Raw genomic sequence first — 23,762 nt, 5'->3', positions numbered from 1 at the left:
ATAGGGAAGGGGGCGGCCCGGCTCCGGCGGGGGCACGTAAAGGGGAGAGCGCTGTCCAAGCCTCCGCGGCGGCGCGTAAGGAGGAGGCCGGTCCGGCCTCCGCTGCCGCGCGAAAGGCGGAAGGAGCCAGCCTGCCGCCCGCGACTGCGCGCGGCTGCGGCAATTGCTCGAACTGCCTGACGCCGTTCGAGGCAGATGATGTCACAGAGGCCGCGCGCGCGATCATGCGCTTCGTTTCTCGGCATCCGGGTCGCTTTGGAAAAGCGCTTATTGCCGACGTGTTGCACGGGGCGAATACCGAGCGCATTCGTTCGCTTCGCCTTAATAGCGATTCGGAATATGGAAAGCTCGCCGAACTGCCGATCGCACGCGTCAGGGACACGGCGGAGCAGCTTATTGGCAGCGGATACCTGACCGTTTCGATGGGACAGTATCCGGTAATCGGCATGGGTGACTTAGGGTTAGCGGCGCTGAACAGCCCGGAGGAGTTCGCCTTCAGCATCAAGCGCCGCAAACGTGGGCGTGCTGGTTCCGAGCGGGCGCGCCGCGCGGTGGATTTGCTGCGCGACGAGGCGGCTCTCGACAGCAAGCCGCGGATCGGCGATGATGCCGAACTTTTCGAGCGGCTTCGCGCGCTTCGTCGTGAGCTTGCAGAATGGCGCGACGTGCCTCCGTACATCGTTTGCAGTGATAAAACGTTGCGCGGGCTGTGTCGCCAGCGTCCGGCGACGCGCGAGGAGTTGCTGGAGGTTTCGGGCATCGGCGAGCGCAAGGCGGATGAGTTTGGCGAGGCGTTCCTCAAAGCTATTTCGGAGTTCGAGGACGAGCACCGCGGCTAAAAGATGCGCTTTTTAATTTAATAACTCCCCAGGTTCGAGAAAAGTATCCAAATGTGCGCTAAGTCGGTCTTTGATCCTGCATTTCTTCCGTGCGAATTGTCCACCGCGCTGGTAGAAGCATGTGTCATGGCCCGTCTACCAGGCATGTGAGGAATCGCCACCCATGTTTTCGCAGGATCAAAGACCGACTTAGCGCAAATTTGGATACATGGGGCAGGGGGCCGTGCGGTAGGTGCGTTACAAGAGCTCGCCTTGCGGCAAACACCGGCTTCATGCGGGTTTCAGCTGATACAATGGGGCCGTTTTTCGCGGTAGCCGCACCTGCTTCTGCGGTCGTCGCGTTCATCTCCGTGCAGAAGGAGGAGCACATGTCCGATCAAGTTGCCGCCCCGCTCGACGCCGCCGCTGCATCCGACGCTGCGTTCGCGCGTATTAGCTCGCAGCCGTTCCCCCAAGATATCTTCGCGGCGCCCCAGCTGCGCTGGGCGGTTATCGGCTGCGGTGTAATTGCAAACCAGATGGCGCAGGTCATGGCGCTCGCCGGGCGTCCGCTTGCAGGCGTTGCCAACCGCACGATCGAGAAGGCGCGGGCATTTGCCGAGCGCTATGGCGTTGAGCGCGTGTACGAATCCTACGATGAGCTCTATGCAGACCCGAGCATCGATGCGGTTTACATCACTACGCCCCATAACACGCATATCACGTACCTGCGCCAGGCGCTCGCCGCGGGCAAGCATGTGTTGTGCGAGAAGTCCATCACGCTCAACAGCGCCGAGCTCGACGAAGCGCGCGCCCTCGCGCACGAGCACGGCGTGGTGCTTATGGACGCGACCACCATTCTGCACATGCCGCTGTACCAGGAGCTGGTGCGCCGCATGAACACGGGCGAGTTCGGTCAGATGAACCTGGCGCAGGTGAATTTCGGCAGCTTCAAAGAGTACGGCGACCTGACCAATCGCTTTTACAACCCCAAGCTTGCCGGCGGCGCGATGCTCGACATCGGCGTATACGCCCTTTCCATCGCGCGGCTGTTCATGGCAAGCCAGCCGAAGGAGCTTGTCTCGCTTGCAAATCGCAGCACGACCGGCGTGGATCAAACGAGCGGCTTCGTGACGCGCAACGCCGAGGGGCAGCTGGGCGTGTTCTCGCTCTCGCTCCACTCCAAGCAGCCCAAGCGCGCGATGATCAGCTTCGATAACTGCTATATCGAGGCCACCGATTATCCGCGTGCCGACCATGCGACCATCGTGTGGACGAACGACGGGCGCCGTGAGGAGGTTCGCGCTGGCGAGGAGGGCTACGCGCTGGCGTACGAGATCGCCGACCTCGAGGCGGCGGTGGCGGGTGATGCCGATAAGCTTAAGCTGCTGGACTACGCTGCCGATGTGATGGAGATCATGACGCGCCTCCGCTACGAGTGGGGCGTGTACTACCCCGAGGAGGCAGAGCTGGCGGCTGCCGCCGGCGTGGAGGCCGCGGGGGCGTAATTTCTGAGCAGGCTATAGGCGCGCATGGTTGGGACAGCTCCACGCGCGCTCTGGACAGGGCCGGGGGCGCGTTGCCGTCCTCGGCCCGTTGTTTTTTCTTCGTTTGCGTCTTTTTGTGGCAGTTATTTCAGATATGAACGATTGTCCGGTGCACGAGGCTACAAAAGCAGCCCTTCAATGGGATGCAGGCTTTCGAATCCTGCGCTTTTGTTGCCAGCTGTCTGTCCAAGGCAGTGCAGCGCCTCCCTCTTTGCTGCGTGAATCGTTCATATCTGAAATAACTGCCACAAAATCGGCTTCTGACGAAAAAAGTTGCTCAACCGACTGCTTGACGGCCCGATGAACGCGTGAAAAGATTGAATTTCACGTTGCCGCGCGGCGCGTCTGGGCTCGCGCTGCAGTGCGAGCCCATTTGCATGTAAGGAGCACCCATGCCCATCCGCATCCCCGATGCGCTGCCCGCCACCCAGGCGCTCGAGCGCGAGAACATCTTCGTCATGACCGAGTATCGCGCGCTGCACCAGGACATTCGTCCTCTGCGCGTGCTCATCTTGAACCTCATGCCCACGAAGATCGCCACCGAGACGCAGATTATGCGAAAGCTGTCCAACACCCCGCTGCAGATCGAGGTTGAGCTGTTGCGCACGGTGAGCCACGAGGCGACGCACGTGTCCGAAGATCACCTGGAGACGTTCTATCGCACGTTCGAAGAGGTCGAGCATGAGCACTTCGATGGCCTGATTATCACGGGTGCGCCCGTTGAGCAGCTCGATTTCGAGGATGTGGACTACTGGCCCGAGCTTCAGCGCATCATGGACTGGTCGGTGGAGAACGTGCATTCGACGCTGCACATTTGCTGGGGTGCCCAGGCGGGGCTCTACCATCATTACGGCATCAACAAGCACGAGCTGCCGGCCAAGCTTTCGGGCGTGTACGAGCATTACCTCGTCAAGCGCTCGTCGCCTCTGGTGCGTGGTTTCGACGACCGCTTCTATGCGGTGCATTCGCGCTATACCGAGGTGCGCGCATCGGATGTGGAGGCGTGTGGTGAGCTTGAGGTGGTCGCGGCGTCCGAGGTGGCGGGGCTCTATATCGTGAAGAGCGTCGACAGCCGCCAGTTCTTCGTGTTTGGTCATCCGGAGTACGATACCGATACCTTGCGGCTCGAATACGAGCGCGATGTGAAGCGCGGCATTAACCCGGATGTACCGGCCAACTACTTCCCGGATGATGACTCCTCGCGCGAGCCGCTCAACACTTGGTGCAGCCAAGCGCAGCTGCTTTATACCAACTGGCTCAACTACTACGTGTACCAGACCACGCCGTACGACATCCGCCTGGCCGGCCGCATCGCCCGCGCCAAGGCAGGACTGGTATAAGGGCGGGGGAGCTCTCCTTCATTTTAAAAGGGGCAAGAAACGGATAAAAAGAGGGGGCATTAAAAACACGTTCCTTCCGTTTCCTGCCCATGTTCCACAACAGGACCGGGGGCGAGCCGCTCGAGAGGGCGCGCCCCGCCTCGTCGATGCGAAAGCGTCGCATAACTCGACGGTGAAGCTTGAATTTGCCCTTCACCTGCGAGTTACGCGACGCTTTTCTGAGGCAGATGGTCAGTTTCTTTGCCTGGGCGCTGGGGAGTAAAGTACTCGGCGCCTTATCCGGGCGCTGGGGAGACGGAGCGCCCGTCGTCTGCCTCCGTTACCCCAGCAGGTCCACCACGTTCCACCCAGCCTTGCTTGCCTCGATGATCTCGCGTCCGCCGAAGACACAACGCGGGGCCTTTTCGGCAACCTGCGCAACGTCCGAGCCCAGCTCGCGCAGGCGCTCGGGCGTGGTGGCGAGCATCTCGGATCGCAGGCGCTCGCGGTACCCCGGGGTGCGTTTCGAGAAATATGCCCCGTTGATGCGCTTGGTAAGCGCATATGGCTTCACGGGAGCGTCGTTGCTCGAGACGGTCGAGACGATGTAGCCCTCAAAGGTATCGCGGTCTGTATCGAGCTCGCCGAGCCATGCGCCGGCGCCCGCGATCCGGTCAATCGAGGGGTCGATTGCCGGATCGCGATACGTGTAGAACGCGAGCTGGCGGTCTGCGGCGGCGCGGAACCCGCAGCCATACGCGCCGCCCTTCACGCGAATCTCGTTCCAGAGATAGCCGTAAGAGAGCGCGTTCGCTGCAACGCCCCAGCTGCCGTCCGTCGCAATGCCGAGCGCGCGCGGGTCGGTGGACTGTCCCAGGTAGCATACGTCGCTGGGAATCACGAACGCCTCGTGCTTGTCCTCGGGCATGGGCACATAGAGCTCCTTGGCAGGAGCGGTGCGTGGGGCGAGCCCCAGCGTTCCGGCCGCCGCCCAGTAACGGGCATAGTCCTCATCGGAGCCAGTGAAGCTCGCGACGGTGCCGGTCGAGGTGAAGATACGCTGCTGCAGCTCGCGCAGCTTGTCGCAGAGCTCACCCGTGCGCTCATCGAAGTGGTCGAGGAGGTCGCGCAAGAAGCGGTAGAAGTCCACGCCGCCAAGCTGCTCGGAGATGACCGCTGCGGGCGACACGTACGAGAGCGCGCGCCCGAGCGCCGCTTGGTGCCCCGCGGTGATGAACGTCTGCTCCATACCTATCTTGAGCTGCGTGAGAACGTCGCGCATGCGATCGGTATCCTCGAAGATGGTCTCTGCCCAAACCTCGCGGGGAATGCTCGCGAGCGCATCGATCTTCTCGGAGAGCGCTCCCGCCGAGACGAGCAGTACCGGGCGGGCGAGCTTCCAATTAGGTTGCTGGAAAACCTCCGTGGTAAAGGTGAGAAAGCCGAGGTTGGAGCCTATGAAGCTGTCGAGTTCGGCGGCGGTGTGCTGCGCTGTGGGAAGCTGCTGCATGAGGCGGCAGAGCACCTTCACGTAGGGGAGTTCGGCATAGCTCACGTGGGTAAGGTCGAAGTAGGTGAGCGCGTAGGCCAGTCGGCGCGTGGGGATGCTGTGGCGGAGACAGGGGATGGGCGCAGCGTCGTCGAGCGTGCAGGCGGGATCCGGGCGAGCGTCGCCGATGTCCTCCACGTGGAGGCGCGGGAGCTTCGCGCGATCCTCGGGCGCGTCCTCGGCTTCCTGCTGGCGGCGAAGTTCTGCCACGTCGTCGAGGATTGCCTGGAGCTCGGCGGTGCTCATGCTCGCTTTTATTTTGGCGAGCTTTGCCGCCTCGGTGTCGGCGGTGGAGCCGGTGCCGCCATCTGCTGCCTCGGCGCTGTCGGCGGAGTCGATCGGGGCCGCTGCCTCTTCCGCTTTGGGCGCGTCTGCTGCGCCCTCGCCCGAACCGGCGCCAACCGGCACGAGCTCAACCAAAGCACAGTGATTGCTTTCCAGCACGAGCTCCCTCAGCAGGTCCTCGAAGAACGGGCCGTCGAGGGCTTCGCGGAGCGCTGCGTAGGTGTCGGCGTATTTGAGTGCATCGGTTGCGGCATCGTCATCATAGAGCCAGGTGGAGAGCGCTTCGCAGGCGAGCACGACACCGTCCGACATGCCGTAGTCGCGCTGCCGCAGCGCGTACTCGTTACTGCTGATCACCGCTTCGAGCCGGTCGCGCGGTACGCCATGCTCCACAAGGTCACGGCAGGTATCCTCAATCACGTTCCGGAATTCCTGCGCCGCCTGCGGCCGCGCGTTTTGCAAGATGATGAGCTCATAGGGCTGCTGGCAAGCGGACGAGGTGTAGCTCGTCACATTTCCGCCCAAGCCCGCGGCGATAATCGCTTTCTTGACCGGGGCCTCGTTGGAGCCGAGGATCGCATCGAAGAGCACATCGGCTGCAACGGTGCGGAAGGTATCGAGCGCTTGGCTAATGACATAGCCCATGCCCACGAGTGCGTTTTCGGGAGTGGTCTGCATCTCGACGCGCTTGTAGTCGCACACGGTCGGTTCCTGCATGACGAGCGGGTTGGGCGCGAGCGCTGCGGGGCTGGCTCCTACGGCACGCTCGGCAGCGATACGGCGGCCAGCGGCGTTTTCCTGCGAGAGGTAGCGCTCGTCAAGAAACGCGAGCTCGCGCCGCACGTCGGCGAAGTCTCCATACAGGGTGAGATAGCTATTGGCCAAGTTGTAGTGTCGGGCATGCGTGTCGAGGAACTCCTCATAGGTGAGGTCGGGTATCGCCCGCGGGTCGCCGCCAGATTCGAACGCATACGCCGTGTCGGGGAAGAGGGCCGCGCCCACGGCGTCGTCCAACACGCTCATGGGGTCGGAGAGCGCGCCTTTCATCTCGTTGAACACCACGCCGTTGTAGCGGAGCGTGCCCTCGGTGAGCGGCTTGCCTTCCGGTACGTCGAGCTCGTAGTGCCACCCCTCTTGCTCGAAGATGGCGCGCTTCGTGTAGATGGCCGGGTTGAGCACCGCGTCCATATAGACGTCCATGAGGTTGAGCAGGTCCTGCTCGTTGGTGGAGGCAACGGGGTAGACGGTCTTGTCCGGGTAGGTCATGGCGTTCAGGAACGTCTGCATGGAGCCTTTGATGAGCTCAACGAATGGCTCCTTGAGCGGGAACTTTTCCGAACCGTCGAGGACGGAGTGCTCAAGGATGTGGAACACGCCCGTGCTGTTGGCGGGCGGCGTCTTGAAGCCGATGGAGAAGGCTTTGTTCTCATCGTCGCAGGCGAGGTAGAGCAGGCGCGCGCCGGATGCATGGTGGAAGAGCACGTAGGCGTCGGCATCGAGCTCTTCTATGGTTTCAACATGCGTGACGGTGAAGCCACAGGTTGTTGTTCCAGGTGCGAGCAGCGCAGCAGCGGAAGCGCGGGGGTTGGCGGTTTCCGCGGCCTGCGGATTGTTTTCAGAAGGGGCGGTTTTGGGTTCCATGGTTCTCCTTACGGTGTATAGCCTGGTAACGCTTATACCCCGATTGCGCGTGGAGCGACCCACTTGCGCGTGGATCGGCTTCGGTCGCGCCTACAGCGCGAGATGAGTGCCCCGCCCGCCTGCGACCATAGCGCTGACGACCCTCGGACTGTCCAATCGTGGTGAGAATGTGATGCCGTCGGGGCTTGGGCAACGGTGCTCCCGCGGCACGCCGGCGTTTTCCAAGGGCATGCTCCGGTGGGCTAAAGCATGTGATCGAACCTGCTCAACTTTGCATAAACATGCCTTTTAACCTGCTGAATCTTACGTTAAGGTGAAGGATGGAAAAGGTATTGGAAAGGGGCGCAAAGCGTGGCGGCAGAGGCGACGGAGACGGTTGAAGAAAAATCGGTGAACAGATTCGGCGTGGATGCAGCGTCGCGCGCATGGCGCCGCATCCGACGCAGCCGATCAAATGCCGAGCGCGACCGCCGCGCAGTTACCGGCGTGCTCGCGACGCTCTTCGGAGGTATCTTCTGGGGCTTTTCCGGCACATGCGCAAGCTTTCTGTTCGAGAACTATACCGTTGATACGACCTGGCTCATGTGCGCCCGCCAGATTGTGTCGGGCCTGATCTTTTTGATTGTTATCCTCTCGCGCCGTACGGATCGAGGAAACTTGGTGCGCCTGCTCACCACGAAGCGCGATGTGGCAGTGCTCGTGGTGTTCTCGGCGCTCGGCGTGCTCCTCAACCAGTACGGCTATCTCATGGCGGTTCGCCTGACCAATGCGGGCACCGCGACGGTGCTGCAATGCCTCCAGCTTGTGATGATCATGGTGTATTCGTGCTTGAGGTCGCGCCGCGCGCCGCGCCGGAGGGAATTTGCGGGGGTTGTTTTGGCGCTGGCGGGCACCTATCTTCTCGCGACCGGAGGCAACCCCTCCAACCTGGCGATTCCCCTCGAGGGCCTGACGATTGGCCTTGTTGCGGCGGTGGGCGCTGCATGCATGTCGATCATTCCGGCGCGCATCCTTCCTAAATACGGGGCCTCGGTGGTCACGGGATCGGGCATGCTGCTTTCGGGAATCGTGACAACGTGCCTCTTTCATCCGTGGGCGAACATGCCGCAGCTTGACGGCATGGGCTGGGGCGCGTTTTTCGTGCTCGCCGCCGTGGGCTCGTGTCTTGCGTATTCGCTGTATATGCAGGGCGTGAAAGATATCGGTTCCATGCGTGCGAGCCTGATTGGCACGGTGGAGCCTGTTTCCGCTGCGGTGACAAGCGCTGTCGTGCTGGGAACGGTGTTCACCATGCCGGACATTGCCGGCTTTGCCTGCATCATCGTGATGGTGTTCCTCACGGCGTGATTCGTCGGGCGCCATGGCTCCGTGGGTGCGGCGTGAGCCATCGCGGCCGGGGCCCCGTGGGTGCGGCGTTCTTGCGTAAGGCTGCGTGCGCGGCGACTTGCGCACGCCGGTGCGCGTCGTGCCCCTATGGCGTGCCGGCTCGCGGCTGCGTGCTCCCGCTCGGTTTTTAAAGGCTCGGCATGCAAGAATGCGTTCGATGCGTCCCCTGCCGGGCTCCGCGTAAGCTCTTCCATGCCGATTTGCGCAATAAGAGCCATTTTTCGCCTTCTTATTGCGTAATTCGGCATGCAAGTTTATCCAGCGTTGTTCAACATGCGACACCGTGGCGGTGTTGCGGAGGGGCTGGCAGCGTTCACCTAAGCATCGAGCTTCTTATCTGATGCCATCATTGATTCGTGGAGGCTGATGTGATGCTTCGGGTCCGGCAGCATGGAGTACAGGAAGTAATACAGCACCTCAACAACAAAGGTAAGAGGGATGCGCGAGAGCTGGAATTCGCGCGTGGTGAGGAGCCGCTCGCGATTCACTGCTGTGAGCACATGATCTGACATGTGAACGAGCGGGGATTCGGTTTCGCTCGTGAGCAGCACGATGGGAACTCCGTTCGAGCGGGCTACCTGAGCAATTTGCATGAGCCTTCTCGATTTTCCTGAGTTGGAGATGAGTACAAGCAGGTCTTGCTTGGTGAGGGTGAGCGAGAAGGCGGAGGCTTTCTCGTTAATTTCGCTCGTTATGCTTCGAAGTCCAAGTTGGTTGAACTTGAAGGCAGCGTCCATCGCGACGGGAATGGTGTTGCCTACTGCCACAATCTGGATGATTGATGCTTCACTGAGCAGCCTAAGCGTGGCGCGCAGCTCGCTATGGTCGAGACGCTGAGCGGTCATCTCGAGCTCAGAAGACTTCGTGCTGAGTATCGTTTGAAGAGAGCCGCCAACGTTATCAAGGGATATCTCGCTCGGCGCAATGCCGGGACGCTCTTTGGCGATGTCGCGATTGAGCGAGAGCTGAAAAGAGCGATAGCCATTAAAGCCGAGGCGCTTGCTTAGGCGTGAGACTGTTGCCTCCGATGCTCCGCTTGCCTGTGCGAGCGCCGCCGAAGTCATGTTCGAGGCCTGTCTCGGGTGATCGAGGATGTACTGCACGATGCGCTTCTCTGCGTCGAACAACTCGATATCCGAGCAAAGCATGTCTAGCGCGCTGGTAGCCGGTTCCTCCATGGGCCTCCCATCCTCTCGTTCGACCGTTTGGCAACGGCTTTGATTGTAATACAAGCCGTTGACCAGCGACTCCTAGCGCGTTTACCGCTAAGAAAATACCTTTCACAGATTTCGAATACATAAAAGATACACGTCATTTACAATCGGGCCATGTTCGTATTAGGAGAGCCGATGGCAGGGAAAAGGAGGAAACATGGCATCTGATTACAAAGCCATGGCCACGAGCATTATCCAGGGCCTTGGTGGCACAGGAAACCTGACCAACGTCACGCATTGCGCCACCCGCCTGCGTGTTGTGGTGAAAGACCCGGCAAAAATCAACCAAGCGGCTGTAAAGAAAGTTAATGGCGTGCTTGGGCTCGAGGTGGCTGGCAACCAGGTTCAGGTAATTGTTGGACAGGTAATTGAAGACCTGTATCTGGCGGTTGAGAAGCAGGTTGGAAGCCTTGCAGGAAAGGCAGGGGGGAGGGTAGCCTCACCAGACAAACCTAAGAAGCCTCTCGATTACGTTGCGGGCTTCATGTCCATGCTCGCGAGCATCATGAGCCCGGTTATCCCCGGTCTCGTTGCCGCGGGCTTCCTTGCCACGATCCTGACCATCATGTCGGTGTTCTTCGGGATCGATTCGAGCAACTCCACGTACGCCATCCTGTACAACTTTTCGCAGGCTGTGTTCTACTTCATGCCAGTTTTTGTGGCGTACACTTCGGCCCAGCGCTTTAATACCGAGCCTGTGCTCGCGATGCTACTCGCTTGCGCGCTTCTGTACCCCGACTGGGTGACTATGGTGAACACCCTGACGGCGGAGGGCCAGGAGTTCGTCAGCTACTTCGGTCTGCCGGTTACGCTTACTACCTACAATGGCGCTGTGGTGCAGATCATCCTTTCTGTCTGGGTGATGTCTAAGATCGACATGTTCCTCAAGCGCGCGATCCCCGAGGTAGTTCGCCACTTCCTCAAGCCGTTCCTGTTGCTTTTGGTTATGAGCGTGATTACCCTGACCGTGACTGGTCCGCTCGGTGCGCTTATCACCGACTACTTCACGGCACTCATCAATTGGATCAGCGAAGTTGCGCCCTGGTTTACTGTTGCCGCTATGGTCATCTTCTTCACGACCGTTGGCGTCGTGCTTCCTGGTTTCCACATGGCGCTCGTGCCCATCGCTACGGCGAATATCGCTACGATCGGCTATGACAACCTGCTGAACATCGCGTTCTTCTGCTGCACCATCACGCCTGGCTTCATTGCGCTCGCGGTTGCGCTCAAGACCAAGAGCAATAACCTGCGTCAGATCGCGTTCCCGGCGGCGCTTTCGGCGCTGTTCGGCGGCATTTCTGAGCCCACGACTTACGGCATTTCCTACAAGATGGTTCGTCCGTATTACGTGCATACAATCGTTGCCATCGCAACGGCGTTGCTCGCGGGCATCATGCAGCTCAAGTGCTATGCGTTCGGCGGATATTCTCTCACGAACATCCTGCTTTACATGGGGCCCGATCGCGATATGGCCAACTTTACCAATGCGCTTATTCTTGTGGCGTTCATGGCGGTCGCTTCCTTCGTGCTCACATGGGTTATCGGATTCGATGACTCCATCTACGACGAGGAGGATGAGGACGGTAACCCCCTGCCTGAGTCTGAGGGAGAGCCGGCGAAGAAGGTTCCAACGGCAAACGAGTCCTTTGTGCTTCCCGCGCAGGGCGAGTACATCGCTCAGGCGGATATTTCGGACAACGTGTTTGCGCAGGGTATTCTTGGTCCTTGCTTTGGAGTGAAGCCGACAGACGGTGATGTCGTTTCTCCGGTTGCTGGTTCGGTTTATGCGGTCGCTGGCACCAAGCATGCGGTGACTATCGTGACCGATGGCGGAGCCGAGGTGCTTGTTCACATTGGTATCGACTCGGTCAAGCTTGATAGCGCTGGCCTCGAAACGTTTGTTCAGAAGGGCGACCGTGTGACCGCGGGCCAGCGCATCGCGTCTTTCGATAAAGATGTGTTCGAGAAGGCGGGCGTTGATACTACTATCGTGTGCTCGCTCATCAACGGCAAAGATTATGCGAGCGTTGCCTTCCAACAAGGTGATGCGGTCATGATTGCTACGGTGTAGGGCACAGCAACTAAGGAGATCCATATGCAGCAAGTTGAGCATGCAGATGGTCGGCTCTACGATGCGTCGCTTGTCGGTCGGGTTCGTGAGCGGGAGTATGCGGGGGAGGTTTATGGAGTCGAAACGCTCTTTAAGCCGGTGCCCGATGTGGACGAGGAGCATGTTGTCGACCCGCGCCTGGAAACTGTTATGGAGAAGAAGCGCAAGATGTTCTCCGAGCGCGCTCAGGCAGGATGGCGGCTTTCCAACGAGCGCTACCGTCCCGACAAGGTGACATACGACCTCACGACGACGGACGTTGGCGTAGACGAGCGGCTCATCCCCATCGACGACGATCACCTCATTGATATCTACATATATCGTGCCGAGGGAGCGCCGCAGAATTGTCCCGTGATGATTTATCTGCATGGCGGCGGTTTTACGGCGGGTGACATGCGTTTGTACGCCAACCAAATGAAGCTCGTTGCGGAGCTTTCGGGGGCGGTCGCAATTTTCCCTGAGTACCGTCTCGCGCCGGAGTGCCCGTTCCCTGGACCGATTGATGATGCGTGGGGGACCGTGCGCTGGGTGTACGAGCATGCTGCCGAGCTGGGCGTCGATCCAGAGGGCATCATGGTCGCTGGAGATTCGGCAGGCGGTTCGCTCACCGCGGCGTGCGTGCAGAGGGATCTCGAGCGCATGGCATCAGGGGCGGAGCGCATTATCAAAAAGATCGTTGGCATCTATCCTGGGTGGGATCTTCGCGATTGGCGTACGCTGGACGAATATACCTGGTCGTACGATGAGTATCCGGTTCGCGAGGATCAGTTCGAGCTTGTGAAGAGCCGCATCGAACGCATCCGCAGCGGCGTGGAGGGGAGCGAGACCTCTTCTTCTAATCTGTATCTGCAGGGTAAGACTACGCCGGATAATCCGCTTGTGAATGTTGCGGCAGCGTCTGATGAGGTGCTCGAGCAGTTTCCTGAGGTGCTCGCCATCTCGTCGGAATACGACTACCTTCGCGTGGGGACCGACCACCTGGTGAAGCGCATGCAAGACCTGGGAGTGAAGGTCCGCAACATGCGCTACTGCGGCTGTGATCATGGATTCTTCGATATGCTTGGAACGTATGTCCAAGCTGAGGAGCTCTGCCAAACGCTGGCGGACGAATTGAAGGCCTTGTAATCGCGCGGGTGTCACCTATGGGTGACACCCGCTTTTTGCTTGGGTTTATTCGGCGTGGTTGGTGCATTGCAAGAAAGGTTGGCTACCATGCTTGTTTCGATGGTTCAGATGCTGCGCGATGCTCGTGAGCAGGGATACTGCGTACCTGCTCTGGGGTGCGGGAACGAGCATCAGGCGCGTGCTTGTATCGCGGCGGCCGAGCAGGCCTCTTCGCCGCTTATCCTGTTGGTTATTTACGAGGTGGTCCCCTCGTTCGAGACGATTGGCGGGGGCGTACTCCGCGTGGCAGAAGAGGCGAGCGTTCCGGTATCGGTTATTCTCGACCATGGAAAAACGTTCGAGCAGGTCATGCATGCCATTAGGCTTGGATTTCCCGATGTGATGCTCGATTGCTCAGCGCTACCTTATGAGGGGAACGCGAGCCGCATGCGCGAAGTGGTGCGGGTTGCCCATGCGGTTGGCGTGGGCGTTGAGGCTGAGTTCGGCCATGTGGGCATGGGGCTCGGCACGGGCGAGACAGCGGACCATAGCGTGTATACCGATCCCGATGAAGCGGTGCGCTTCGTTTCGGAGACGGGAGTTGATGCGCTCGCGGTATCTATCGGTACGGCCCATGGAGCCTACGAGGGAACTCCCGAGTTGCAATTTGGTTTGCTCGCCGAGCTGCGAGAGAAGGTGCCGGTGCCGCTCGTGTTGCATGGAGGCTCGGGGTCGGGCGAGGAAAACCTACGGAACGCTTGTCGTATGGGTGTGGCGAAACTCAACATCGCCCATGACTTATATTGCGGGGCCCTCCGTGCCCTTGAGGATGCAGATTTTACGGGCAACGGAGCCTATGACCTCTATAACGTGGTTTTCCGTGGCATTGAGGCGGCTGCAGCTCACGCAATTGACATCTGCGGCTCTGCTGGCAAGGCATAGGGCATCGCTTGCATGTCCTTGAATCGGAGGATGGCTCTTCCATGCCGATTTACGCAATAAGAGCCATTTTTCGCCTTCTTATTGCGTAATTCGGCATGCAAGTTTTCAGAGCACAAGGCTGGGCCCGCCGAGCTGGATTTGTCGAGCTGTGCCCGCCGATCTGGGCCTACCGAGCTGTGCCCGCCAATCTGGGTCCGCCGAGCGATAAACATACGACGAAGGCCGGCAGGGACTAAGCAGAGCGCGAAGCAAAAGGCCGCGCCAGCGAGTTGCTGCTGGCGCGGCCGGATTCTCTACAGCCCGTATAGCTCGCTGAATTTCTTTTGCAGATAATCGCAATAGAACGTGGCGTCAAACGGAGCGCCGCATGCGTTCAGGATGAGCTCGGGTGCGTCCTTGCCCGCGCCCCAGCGCCAGATTTTTTCACGCAGCCAGGTGCGCACGGGCGCAAGGTCGCCTGCGGCGCAGGCGGCATCAACGCCCACGCCGTCTGCCGCCATGGCGGGTACCATCTGCGCTCCATAGGCGCTTCCGAGCGCGTAGCTCGGGAAGTACCCGAAGCTTCCGCCCGACCAGTGCGTGTCCTGCAGGCAGCCATCCGTGTCATTCGGCACGTCAAGCCCCAGGTACGTACGGGTAAGCTGCGCCCAGAGCTCAGGGATGTCGCGCGCGGTTGCCTCGCCCGCGAAAAGCATCCGTTCGATGTCATAGCGCACCATGATATGCAGCGGGTAGGTGAGCTCATCGGCCTCGGTGCGAATGAGCTGCGGCAGCGCGATGTTTGCCGCGCGGTAGAGCTGGTTCTCCGAGACGTTTCCATATGCCTCGGGAACGTGCTTGCGCAGCACGGCGAGAAGCGGGCCCATAAATGCGCGCGAGCGTCCGACGATGTTCTCAAAGAATCTCGACTGGCTTTCGTGGATGCCCATGGTGGAGCCGGTGCCCAGGCAGGTGTAGGCGTACGCGGGATCGATGTTCTGCTCGTAAATGGCGTGGCCAGCCTCGTGGATGACCGAGAACACGTTGCTGAGCAGGTTGTTTTCGTAGATGTGCGTCGTGATGCGCACGTCGCCGGGCGCCATGCCGTTGGTGAAAGGGTGCTCGACGCAATCGAGAACAGAGGCCTCGGGGTCAAGGCCCACGATGTCCATGAGCTCGCGAGCGATGGCAAGCTGCACGGATTCCGGCACGCGGGCGGTGAGGAACGGCGCCTCGGGCTGGGGGTGCTTTCCTATCTCGTGCACAAGTGGCACGACGGTAGCCTTGACCTGGTCGAAGAACTGGTCGTAGGCGGCCGAGTTCATGCCGCGCTCGTATTGATCGAGCCACACATCGTAAGGGTCGCGCGTCGAATCGATGCAGGCAGCCTGGCGTTTAAGTGCGGCGAGGATGCGATCGATGTACGGGGCGAACGACTCCCAGTCGTTGGCGAGCTTCGCTTTGTGCCATACAGCGTTCGCTTCGCTGGTGAGCTTCGACCACGCTGCAGCCTCTTCGGTGGGAATGGCAACCGCCTCGCGCTGCTCGCGGGCGAGGACGCGAAGCTCGGTTGCCGTTTGCTCGTCGAGCTCTCCGGCAGCTGCCGCCTCTTCGAGTTGGGCAATTAGTTCTTGCGCCGAAGCGCTGGTAAGCGCTTCATGGTATTCGCCGGCAAGTGCGCCCATGGCTTCCGCGCGTGCGGGTGCGCCCTTCGGTGGCGCCTTGGTTTCCCCGTCGAATTCCAGGATGCCCATAAGGTACGTACGCAGCCACAGATCGCGCTCGAGGCGTTTGAGCTGCTGAATAGTTGGGTTGTCGGCCATGGCGATCCTTTCAAACAGAGGCGTTTCATGTGAACTCAGTGTACCCCACTCTGTTGGGCAGGGAATGAGCTCCCATTTGATGTCAGCGGGTCGGGGCCGCAATGCATTGTTGAGCCGCTTGCCGAGGAAGCACGCTCGGGGCAACTATTTCCCTGCCAGGCATTTATGGTGAGCAGGTTGTGCTGAATTAGGGCTCTGCGCGGAGGCACCCGATGGGGCCTACGTTCTCAAAGCGCCTTCTGGATGTCGGCGGGATGGGCATCCCGTCGACATCCATTTTGTATATGGGGCTGTACATGTAGGAGCGCCGCGCTGAGTGCGCATGCCGGGGCGGTTATTCAAGTTCGAGCGTTTTGAGCCCTTGATTGGCCAGCTGATAGGTTGCTGGTCGTGCTGGAGTTTTTTTGCAGCAGATTATCTGCGCTGGGCGAGGTAAGTATTCTGCGCGTCGTGGCCTGCGATAATTCAGATGCTCGGCAAGAGATTCAATCTTAGAGAGTCATATTGCTGAAAATGGCTCATAGAACGTATGGCGCTTTTCGTTGTGTGAAAACGCACGGGCGATATCGGCACATCATTCCTGTCTGACTCGTGCGGGATCTTTACTCTGGTCCAAATCCAGCCAGATTTCGATGGGAAAATTGCAAAACGGCAATGTGCGCTGCGAATTTGCTGTCGTAGGGATGGGGTAAGCGAACGTCATTGCGGGCCGCTAAACCGAAGGCCTGCATTTCCCTCGCGTAAATTGACGAAAACATGATAATCGTCACTAATGCCAGCATCCTGTGCTAGCATGATGCGCCGCTATGTTGTCTATCAGGGGAGAATGCATGGAAGGACAAGCCAAAACGAGCAAAGCGCTCAGCGTGAAGAAGGTCGTTATCCGTGTGGCCGTCGTATTCGTAGCGCTTATCGTTCTTGCGGTGGCAGGGATTGCATTTATGTTCCGCCACGAAATCGCGACGGTGGCATCCATCAAGAAGGTGAACGATTACCCCTTCTATACCATGACCTATGAGGGCGATTACGGCATTGACGAGTTCATAGCCCAGGGAGGCGCTTCCAGCGATGCCGAGCTCATCGGGTTCGTCGTGCAGCATCTCATGAAAGGGCTTCCCATAACGATTGAGCTGCCCGACCTTGCGTGCTCGACGTTCAACGCCACCACGTCAGAAGGCGACGCAATCTTTGGCCGTAACTTCGATTTGAGCTATTCGCCGAGCATGCTGGTGCGCACCGATCCGTCGGATGGCTACGCATCGATTTCCATGGTTAACCTGGGATTCCTTGGCTACGGTGAAGACAAGTTGCCGGATTCTCCCACTTCGAGCATAACGGCGCTTGCGGCCCCTTACGCGCCGCTTGACGGCGTGAACGAAGCTGGCCTGGCCGTGGGGGTGCTGCTCATCGACACCGACCCCACCAATCAGCAGACCGACAGGGTGGACATCACAACTACGACGGCCATCCGCCTTATGCTCGATAAGTGCGCGACGGTGGACGAAGCGCTTGACCTGCTTGAGCAGTACGACATGCATTCGAGTGCCAACAGCTGCTACCACTTCCAGATCGCCGATGCCTCGGGCGATACCGTGGTGGTCGAGTATGTTGATAACGAGATGTCGGTTCTCGACCCCGACGACGTGACGACTGCGGGCCAGCCCGCTGCGGGTACCACGTACATGGCGGCTACGAACTTCCTGCTCACGCCAGGTGAGTATGATTTCGGAACGGGTCAGGACCGTTACCAGATCGTGACTGAGGGGCTTGGGGCGACGGGCGGCGTTCTTTCCGAGGATGAGGCCATGAGTCTCCTCGCCGCGTGCTCGCAGGAGCCGCATATCAATAGCCGTGGGGAGGAGAGCCAGACGCAATGGTCGGTGGTGTATAACCTCGACAAGCAGAGTGCGACCATTGCCATTGGACGAGATTACGAGAATGTCTACGAGGTGAGCCTGCGCGATTAGGGGCATTCGCCCCGCCGGCGCTGCGAGCTTCGCGTGCCGTATTCCGCATGATTGCACGTGGGAGGCGCACCCGTTGTGCTATCATTTCGACCAACGCGTTGACGGAGAGGGTTGCACCCGCCGCGTCGCCGTTCAGAGAGGGTGGGTCACCGGCTGAAAGCCCGCCTGCGGAGGCAAGGATGCAGCGTTCACTCCCGAGTAGCGACCTGAACGGCCGCGCGGCAGATGTGCGAGACAGATGTACCCGGCACAACTGTCTCATTGCGCTGAGTAGGGAAGCCGCCGCCTGGGCGACATCAGGCCAAAGAGGGTATGCGGGGCACGACATCCCGCAGCCAACCAAGGTGGTACCGCGGAATTGCATCCGTCCTTGAGCAAGCTGAGCTCGAGGGCGGATTTTTCTTTTCGTCTCGGGCGATGTTCTAGAGACCTCGAGCACCGGGAGATTTTGAAAGGGGAAGTACATGGGTCTGATTGACGATCTCGATGCGTTGCAGGCGCGCGCGCAGGAGATGATTGCCGCCGCGACAGATGCGAACAAGCTTGAAGAGGCACGCGTGGCGCTCCTCGGCCGAAAGGGCGAGATAACGCAGATTATGCACATGATGGGCAAGGTTGCGCCTGAAGAGCGCCCGGTGCTCGGCAAGCGCGCGAACGAGCTGCGTCGCATGGCCGAGAGCCTCATCGAGCACGCTGCCGGCGACCTCAAGCGCCAGGCCATGCGCGAGCTCATGGCCACCGAATCCGTGGACGTGACGCTTCCGGGGGCGCGCCCGACCATCGGCCATGCCCACCTCATCAACCAAATCAAAGAGGAGATCGAGGACGTGTTCTGCGGTATCGGCTATACCGTCGAATCGGGTCCTCAGGTGGAGACCTCGTACTATAACTTCACTGCGCTGAACGCCCCGATGGACCATCCGAGCCGTTCCGCGCGCGATACGTTCTACGTAGTGGACAACGCGCCCGGCTCCGTGGCGCACCCCGAGCAGCACGCGCACGGTGAGTCCGACGTGCTCCTGCGCACCCAGACGTCCGGCGCGCAGATTCATATCATGGAGCATCAGAAGCCGCCCATCTATGCCATCGTTCCTGGCACCGTGTATCGTCCGGATACGGCCGACGCCTGCCACCTTCCCCAGTTCAACCAGGTGGAGGGCATCGTGGTAGACGAGGGCATTACGTTCGGCGACCTCAAGGGCACGCTGGACTACTTCGCGCGCGCGATGTTCGGTGAGGACCGCCAGACGCGTTATCGCCCGCATTTCTTCCCCTTCACCGAGCCGAGCTGCGAACTCGACGTTTCTTGCCACGTCTGCGGGGGCAAGGGCTGCAGCTTCTGCAAGCACAGCGGTTGGATCGAGATTCTCGGTTGCGGCATGATCGACCCGAACGTGCTGATCAACTGCGGCGTCGATCCCGACCGTTATACCGGCTTCGCGTTTGGCATCGGTGTGGAGCGCGTTGCGGCGCTCCGGTACGACCTGCCCGACCTGCGCACGCTCATGACCGGAGACATGCGCTTCTTGGAGCAGTTCTAAACCGAGCAGTACCGCAGGTGAGGGGCTGGCAAGTCCTGTCGCCCCGTTGTCACCATTGTTACGCAGAAGGAGAATGCAATGCGCGTTTCATATAACTGGCTGCAGGAGCTCATCGATGTTCCGGAGTCGCCGGAAGAGCTCAGCCGCGAATTCATCCGTACGGGCACCGAGGTTGAGGCCATCGACACCGTGGGCGAATCGTTCGACCATGTCGTGACGGCGAAGGTCGTGTCTAAAGAGCCCCATCCGGATTCCGACCACATGTGGGTCACGATGGTCGATGTGGGAGGTTATAACCTGGGAGAGGACGGCTCGCCCGAGCCGTTGCAGATTGTGTGCGGCGCCCAGAACTTCGAGCAGGGCGATCACATCGTGACCGCGCTGGTGGGGGCGGAGCTCCCCGGTGGCATCAAGATCAAGAAGAGCAAGCTGCGCGGTGTGGTGAGTTACGGCATGAACTGCTCGGCGCGCGAGCTCGGCCTTTCCGGCGATCATTCCGGCATCATGATTCTGTCCGCGGACGCGCCGGTGGGCGTGCCGTTCGCCGAGTATCGCGGCACGTCGGACACCGTTCTGGACTGCGAGATTACCCCGAATCGCCCGGACTGCCTCTCCATGGCGGGCATGGCCCGCGAGGTAGGAGCCATCTTCGACCGCGACACGCATATCGAGCTGCCAACCATCAAGCAGGAGGTTGGGCGCCCGACGGCCGACGAGGTCTCGCTCGCCATCGCCGACGAGGGGCTGTGCAGCCGCTACGTGGCGCGCATCGTGCGCAACGTGAAGGTGGGGCCCTCGCCGGAGTGGATGGTCGAGCGCTTGGCGGCAGCCGGCGTGCGCTCCATCAACAACATCGTGGACATCACCAACTACGTGATGATGCTTACCGGCCAGCCCCTGCACGCCTTCGACCTCGACACCTTTGCCGAGCGCGACGGGCATCGCCGCGTGGTGGTGCGCGGGGCGCACGAGGGCGAGGTCTTCCAGACGCTCGACGGCGTTGAGCGCACGCTCGACGAAGGCATGGGCCTCATCACCGATGGCGAGCGCCCCGTGGCGCTGGCCGGCGTGATGGGCGGCATGGATTCCGAGATTGAAGACGATACGCGTGACGTGCTCATCGAGAGCGCATGCTTTGATGCGGGGCGCACGTCGCACACGAGCCGCGACCTGCAGCTTATCTCCGAGGCATCGATTCGTTTTGAGCGCCAGGTAGACGAGGCGGGCTGTATGGATGTGGCGAACATCACGGCAGCGCTCATCGAGGAGCTCGCGGGCGGCGAGGTCGCGCCGGGTTACGTGGACCTCTATCCTGCGCCCAAGGTGCAGCCGGAGCTCGTGCTACGCGAGGAGCGCGTCGACCTCATCTGCGGTGCCCAGATTTCGCCGGAGTTCATCGAGCGCGCGCTCACGCGGCTCGGCTGCACGGTGCGCGCGGGCGCGGCGGCCGGTGGCACCGGTGCCGAAGCCGCGGGCGCGTTCCGCGTGGTGCCGCCGAGCTTCCGTCCGGACCTTGAGCGCGAGATCGACCTCATCGAGGAGGTTCTGCGTCTTTGGGGCATGGACCGCGTGGAGGCGACCATCCCTGCAGCGAAGAATCACATCGGCGGCCTCACGCACGAGCAGCGCCTGCTTCGCCGCGTGGGTGCCATCTTGCGCTCCTGCGGGCTCAACGAGACCACGACGTACTCGTTCGCCGCGCCCGGCGACCTGGAGAAGACTCGCATGAGCACCGAGGGACGCGGCTTGCCGGTCGTCATCATGAACCCGCTCGTGGCCGAGCAGACCGAGATGCGTCGTTCGCTGCTTCCGGGGCTGTTGCAGTCCGTTGCCTACAACAACGCGCACGGCACGTCCAACGTGCACCTGTACGAGATGGGTACGCTCTTCTGCGGTCGCGAGAACGCGAGCCTTCCCAAGGAGCGCCGTTCGCTCGCCGGCGTGCTGTCCGGCGCGTGGGGCGATGTGACATGGAACCAGAAATTCGCGCCGCTGCGCTTCTTTGACGGCAAGGGTGTGGTGGAAGAGCTGCTCGCTCAGCTCCGAGTCGAGAAGGTTCGGTTCCGCCCGGCCGAGGGCGACGGTTACGCCTTCCTGCAGCCGGGCCGCGGCGCCGAAGTGCTGGCGGGTGGTACCGTGCTCGGATGGGTGGGCGAGATTCACCCCGAGGTACGCGATGCGTACGGCATCGATCTTCCGGTCGTGGCGTTTGAGCTGAACCTCGACGCGCTCATCACGTGCTCGCGCGACCAGCAGGCGTATCGCGACTTCTCGTCGTACCCGGCGGTCGAGATGGACCTTGCCATCGTGGTGGACGAGGGCGTTACCTGCGAAGATTTGGAGCGTCGTCTTCAGTCTGCCGGAGGCAAGCTCCTGCGCGGTGTGCGCCTCTTCGATGTGTACCGCGACGACAAGCGCGTGGGCGAGGGGAAGAAGTCGATGGCGTTTGCGCTTACGTATCGCGCCGACGACCACACGCTTACCTCCGAAGAGGTCGAGAAGGTGCACCAGAAGCTCGTGACCAAGGTGTGTAAGGCTACCGGCGGCGAAGTCCGCGCTTAGTGCGGCTTGTCAGGTGCCGCACCTTCGCCTTCAATCGTCGGTCGGCGCCCTTAGGCGTCCCTCCTCCTCTTTCAGGCGAATCTGCGGCCCCTGGGAAACCCGCCGCAGGCCTTGTTCCAACCCTGCGGTTTCGATGCAAGTACAGCTGTATGAGCCCGTCGGCCCTATACTTCTAGCGAGAACGATGTGCGCGCTGGGGACCGGAGGGCGGGTGACGTCCCTGGGCAATTTCCGCAGCGAAGCGAGGACCAAGCCCAGGGACGTCACCCGCCCCCGGCCCTCTTCGGGAGCAAACAGCGATTGGAGCTCTTGTGCCAAGTTGGAACATCCATATTGCCCAGAGCGAGCAGCTCTTTTCCCGCAATGGCGCGGTCGCTTGCACCGTGCGGGACCGCAATGCCTTTCTGTTTGGTGCGCTCGTGCCGGACATCCCGGTGGGCTACATGGTTCCCGACGTGCGCGAGCCCATCGCGTATCGCATCACGCACTTCGCAACGCCCGAGCCTATCCCCAAGCCGCGCGAGCATGAGTTCTGGGCCGATTACGTCGCCCCCGCTGCAGAGCGCCTTGGTATCGTAGAGGGCCGCGTTCCCATTGACGATGCCATCGCTCCCGCATCGATTGCTATTGAGCGCGAAACGGTCAATCGCATCCACTATCCCCAGCGCTACAAGGGCGTGACCATCAATCCCCCCAAGCAGGGAAGCCCTGCCGACGATGATTGCTCGACTGCCGCACTTGAGCGCTCGGGCTTTGATCTCTTGCTTGGCGTATGGACGCACCTTCTGGCCGATAACATTTGGAACACGCACGTCAACGAGTTTCTCGATGCGCTTGGCGATAAGCCCAGCGAGCAGTTTCGCATTAAAAAGCAGGGAGATTTCGACTGGTTCGGCAAGACACTGCCCATTACCTCGTTTCCTCGCGATACGCCGCGGCTCATTGCGGCCGCCGCGGCGTTTCCGCAGTACGAGCTCGACGAGCGCACGGTGCTTATGACCATCGGCGTCGCACATGAGATTGTCCGGGAGAACCAAGGCGCGCTCGATCACCCGCCCTATCGCCTGCTCACCAGCGAGTTTTTCTCGACCGTGTCCGCTGAGGTTGTCGAGACCACGGACCGACTTTTGGCGGGACGGCTGCAGGGCGCACGTCTTGTTGAGGCGCTGTGAGCGGTTCGCAACACATTCGTTTCGGATATCAACGGTTGTTTCGGAGAGAGTTGAGTAGCTAAGAACCAGAAAACGCATCTACCTGCTGGTTCTATAAACAGAAACGCTCATCTGCTCGGCACTTGGGAAAACAGCCGTTGATAACCGTCGCGAGTTGCCTTTTGCGTCTGAAAAACGTTGCAATCTTTGCTTGTCTTTGGAGTTTACGCATCTTGTGCGTTGCCGCTTACGAGCCAAGCGCCTCCCAATCGATGAAGAGCTCCTCACAGAGCGCCCGCTCCTTCTGCATAAGCGCCTCGGTTTTAGGCCGAGGTCGAAACCCCGCACGGCGAGCGATGTGATCGATGGCGGCATGTCGGCGCTCCTCGTCGACAAGCTGCTCATAGGTGAGAAAGATGACGTCGATGCCCATGCTTTGAAGGGCAAGGGTACGGTTGGCATCAAGGCCGCCTTGCTCAGCTGAATCATGGACGAGGTGTCCGTGGCATTCGACGTCAAGTGCTTGTCCACCCTTGCAGCCGGGAAAGAAGAGGTCGCAGTAGCAATGCTGCCTCCCCGCGAGCCGGCGCGCTTTACGGCCGAGCCGAACCAGGTGGTTGTTCTCGAAAGACGTAAGCCCTGCGCCGCCGAGCCGCCGGGATGCTCCCAGCAGCATGGAAGCTTGCGCTTCGAGTGGCGAGGCGGTCTGTCCGGTTACCATTTGCGCTGCCTGTCGGAATTGCTTGCTGCCGCGTAGACCGTTGATATGCTCGGCATAGTGCTGAAGCTCATGCACAGTGATGAGCGGAGGGCGCTTCCAGAGG

15 protein-coding genes are annotated in these 23,762 nt (G+C 60.6%); 11 read left to right on the top strand and 4 right to left on the bottom strand.

Features of this window, described 5'->3' with window-relative positions; all coding sequences use genetic code 11:
* The 3 genes from AC1VS5_RS01065 to metA all read left to right on the top strand — a co-directional run.
* Positions 1-839 (top strand): HRDC domain-containing protein (locus tag AC1VS5_RS01065; protein WP_481217397.1); only part of this gene is annotated, 839 nt, incomplete at its 5' end.
* Between the two features lie 368 nt (positions 840-1,207).
* Positions 1,208-2,326 (top strand): Gfo/Idh/MocA family protein, encoded by a 1,119-nt coding sequence (locus AC1VS5_RS01060; RefSeq protein WP_481217396.1) that lies wholly within the window; start codon positions 1,208-1,210, stop codon positions 2,324-2,326.
* Positions 2,327-2,757: 431 nt separating this feature from the next.
* Positions 2,758-3,705, top strand: a complete 948-nt coding sequence (gene metA, locus AC1VS5_RS01055; RefSeq protein WP_481217395.1) for a homoserine O-acetyltransferase MetA — start codon at positions 2,758-2,760, stop codon at positions 3,703-3,705.
* 319 nt (positions 3,706-4,024) lie between these two features.
* Here metA and AC1VS5_RS01050 read toward each other — a convergent pair whose 3' ends face one another.
* Positions 4,025-7,159 carry an insulinase family protein gene (locus AC1VS5_RS01050; RefSeq protein WP_481217394.1) on the bottom strand — a complete coding sequence of 1,045 codons (3,135 nt, stop codon included), beginning with the start codon at positions 7,157-7,159 and terminating at the stop codon, positions 4,025-4,027.
* A 351-nt stretch (positions 7,160-7,510) separates the two neighbouring features.
* On the opposite strand from AC1VS5_RS01050, the gene AC1VS5_RS01045 reads away from it, so the two are divergent.
* A complete protein-coding gene (locus tag AC1VS5_RS01045; RefSeq protein WP_481217393.1) occupies positions 7,511-8,506 on the top strand; it encodes a DMT family transporter in 996 nt (331 codons plus the stop codon).
* 356 nt (positions 8,507-8,862) lie between these two features.
* Here the strand turns inward: AC1VS5_RS01045 and AC1VS5_RS01040 are convergent, their stop codons facing one another.
* A complete protein-coding gene (locus tag AC1VS5_RS01040; protein ID WP_019127545.1) occupies positions 8,863-9,723 on the bottom strand; it encodes a MurR/RpiR family transcriptional regulator in 861 nt (286 codons plus the stop codon).
* Between the two features lie 193 nt (positions 9,724-9,916).
* Between AC1VS5_RS01040 and AC1VS5_RS01035 the strand changes: the two genes are divergently transcribed.
* The 3 genes from AC1VS5_RS01035 (at position 9,917) to AC1VS5_RS01025 (ending at position 13,915) form a co-directional block, all read left to right on the top strand.
* Positions 9,917-11,830, top strand: a complete 1,914-nt coding sequence (locus AC1VS5_RS01035; protein ID WP_481217392.1) for a glucose PTS transporter subunit IIA — start codon at positions 9,917-9,919, stop codon at positions 11,828-11,830.
* A 24-nt stretch (positions 11,831-11,854) separates the two neighbouring features.
* Positions 11,855-12,994 carry an alpha/beta hydrolase gene (locus AC1VS5_RS01030; protein ID WP_481217391.1) on the top strand — a complete coding sequence of 380 codons (1,140 nt, stop codon included), beginning with the start codon at positions 11,855-11,857 and terminating at the stop codon, positions 12,992-12,994.
* An 87-nt stretch (positions 12,995-13,081) separates the two neighbouring features.
* The gene (locus AC1VS5_RS01025; protein WP_303213494.1) at positions 13,082-13,915 is read left to right on the top strand and encodes a class II fructose-bisphosphate aldolase; all 834 of its coding nucleotides are present in this window, start codon (positions 13,082-13,084) and stop codon (positions 13,913-13,915) included.
* 293 nt (positions 13,916-14,208) lie between these two features.
* Here AC1VS5_RS01025 and AC1VS5_RS01020 read toward each other — a convergent pair whose 3' ends face one another.
* Positions 14,209-15,717 (bottom strand): carboxypeptidase M32, encoded by a 1,509-nt coding sequence (locus tag AC1VS5_RS01020; RefSeq protein ID WP_481217390.1) that lies wholly within the window; start codon positions 15,715-15,717, stop codon positions 14,209-14,211.
* An 830-nt stretch (positions 15,718-16,547) separates the two neighbouring features.
* Between AC1VS5_RS01020 and AC1VS5_RS01015 the strand changes: the two genes are divergently transcribed.
* The 4 genes from AC1VS5_RS01015 to AC1VS5_RS01000 all read left to right on the top strand — a co-directional run bounded on the left by AC1VS5_RS01015 (position 16,548) and on the right by AC1VS5_RS01000 (position 22,959).
* Positions 16,548-17,684, top strand: coding sequence for a C45 family autoproteolytic acyltransferase/hydolase (locus AC1VS5_RS01015; protein WP_481217389.1), 1,137 nt, complete (start codon positions 16,548-16,550; stop codon positions 17,682-17,684).
* Between the two features lie 464 nt (positions 17,685-18,148).
* Positions 18,149-19,225: a phenylalanine--tRNA ligase subunit alpha gene (gene pheS, locus AC1VS5_RS01010; RefSeq protein WP_481217388.1), complete on the top strand. Its 1,077-nt coding sequence runs from the start codon at positions 18,149-18,151 to the stop codon at positions 19,223-19,225.
* A 78-nt stretch (positions 19,226-19,303) separates the two neighbouring features.
* On the top strand, positions 19,304-21,787 hold the full coding sequence (gene pheT / locus AC1VS5_RS01005) for a phenylalanine--tRNA ligase subunit beta (RefSeq protein WP_481217387.1): 2,484 nt from the start codon (positions 19,304-19,306) through the stop codon (positions 21,785-21,787).
* A gap of 311 nt (positions 21,788-22,098) precedes the next feature.
* A complete protein-coding gene (locus tag AC1VS5_RS01000; RefSeq protein ID WP_481217386.1) occupies positions 22,099-22,959 on the top strand; it encodes a hypothetical protein in 861 nt (286 codons plus the stop codon).
* Positions 22,960-23,185: 226 nt separating this feature from the next.
* Here the strand turns inward: AC1VS5_RS01000 and AC1VS5_RS00995 are convergent, their stop codons facing one another.
* A complete protein-coding gene (locus AC1VS5_RS00995; RefSeq protein ID WP_481217385.1) occupies positions 23,186-23,659 on the bottom strand; it encodes a hypothetical protein in 474 nt (157 codons plus the stop codon).
* Between the last annotated feature and the right edge of the window lie 103 nt (positions 23,660-23,762).

Source organism: Enorma sp., assembly GCF_982429025.1.
This window is presented reverse-complemented; position numbering and strand designations above follow the sequence as displayed.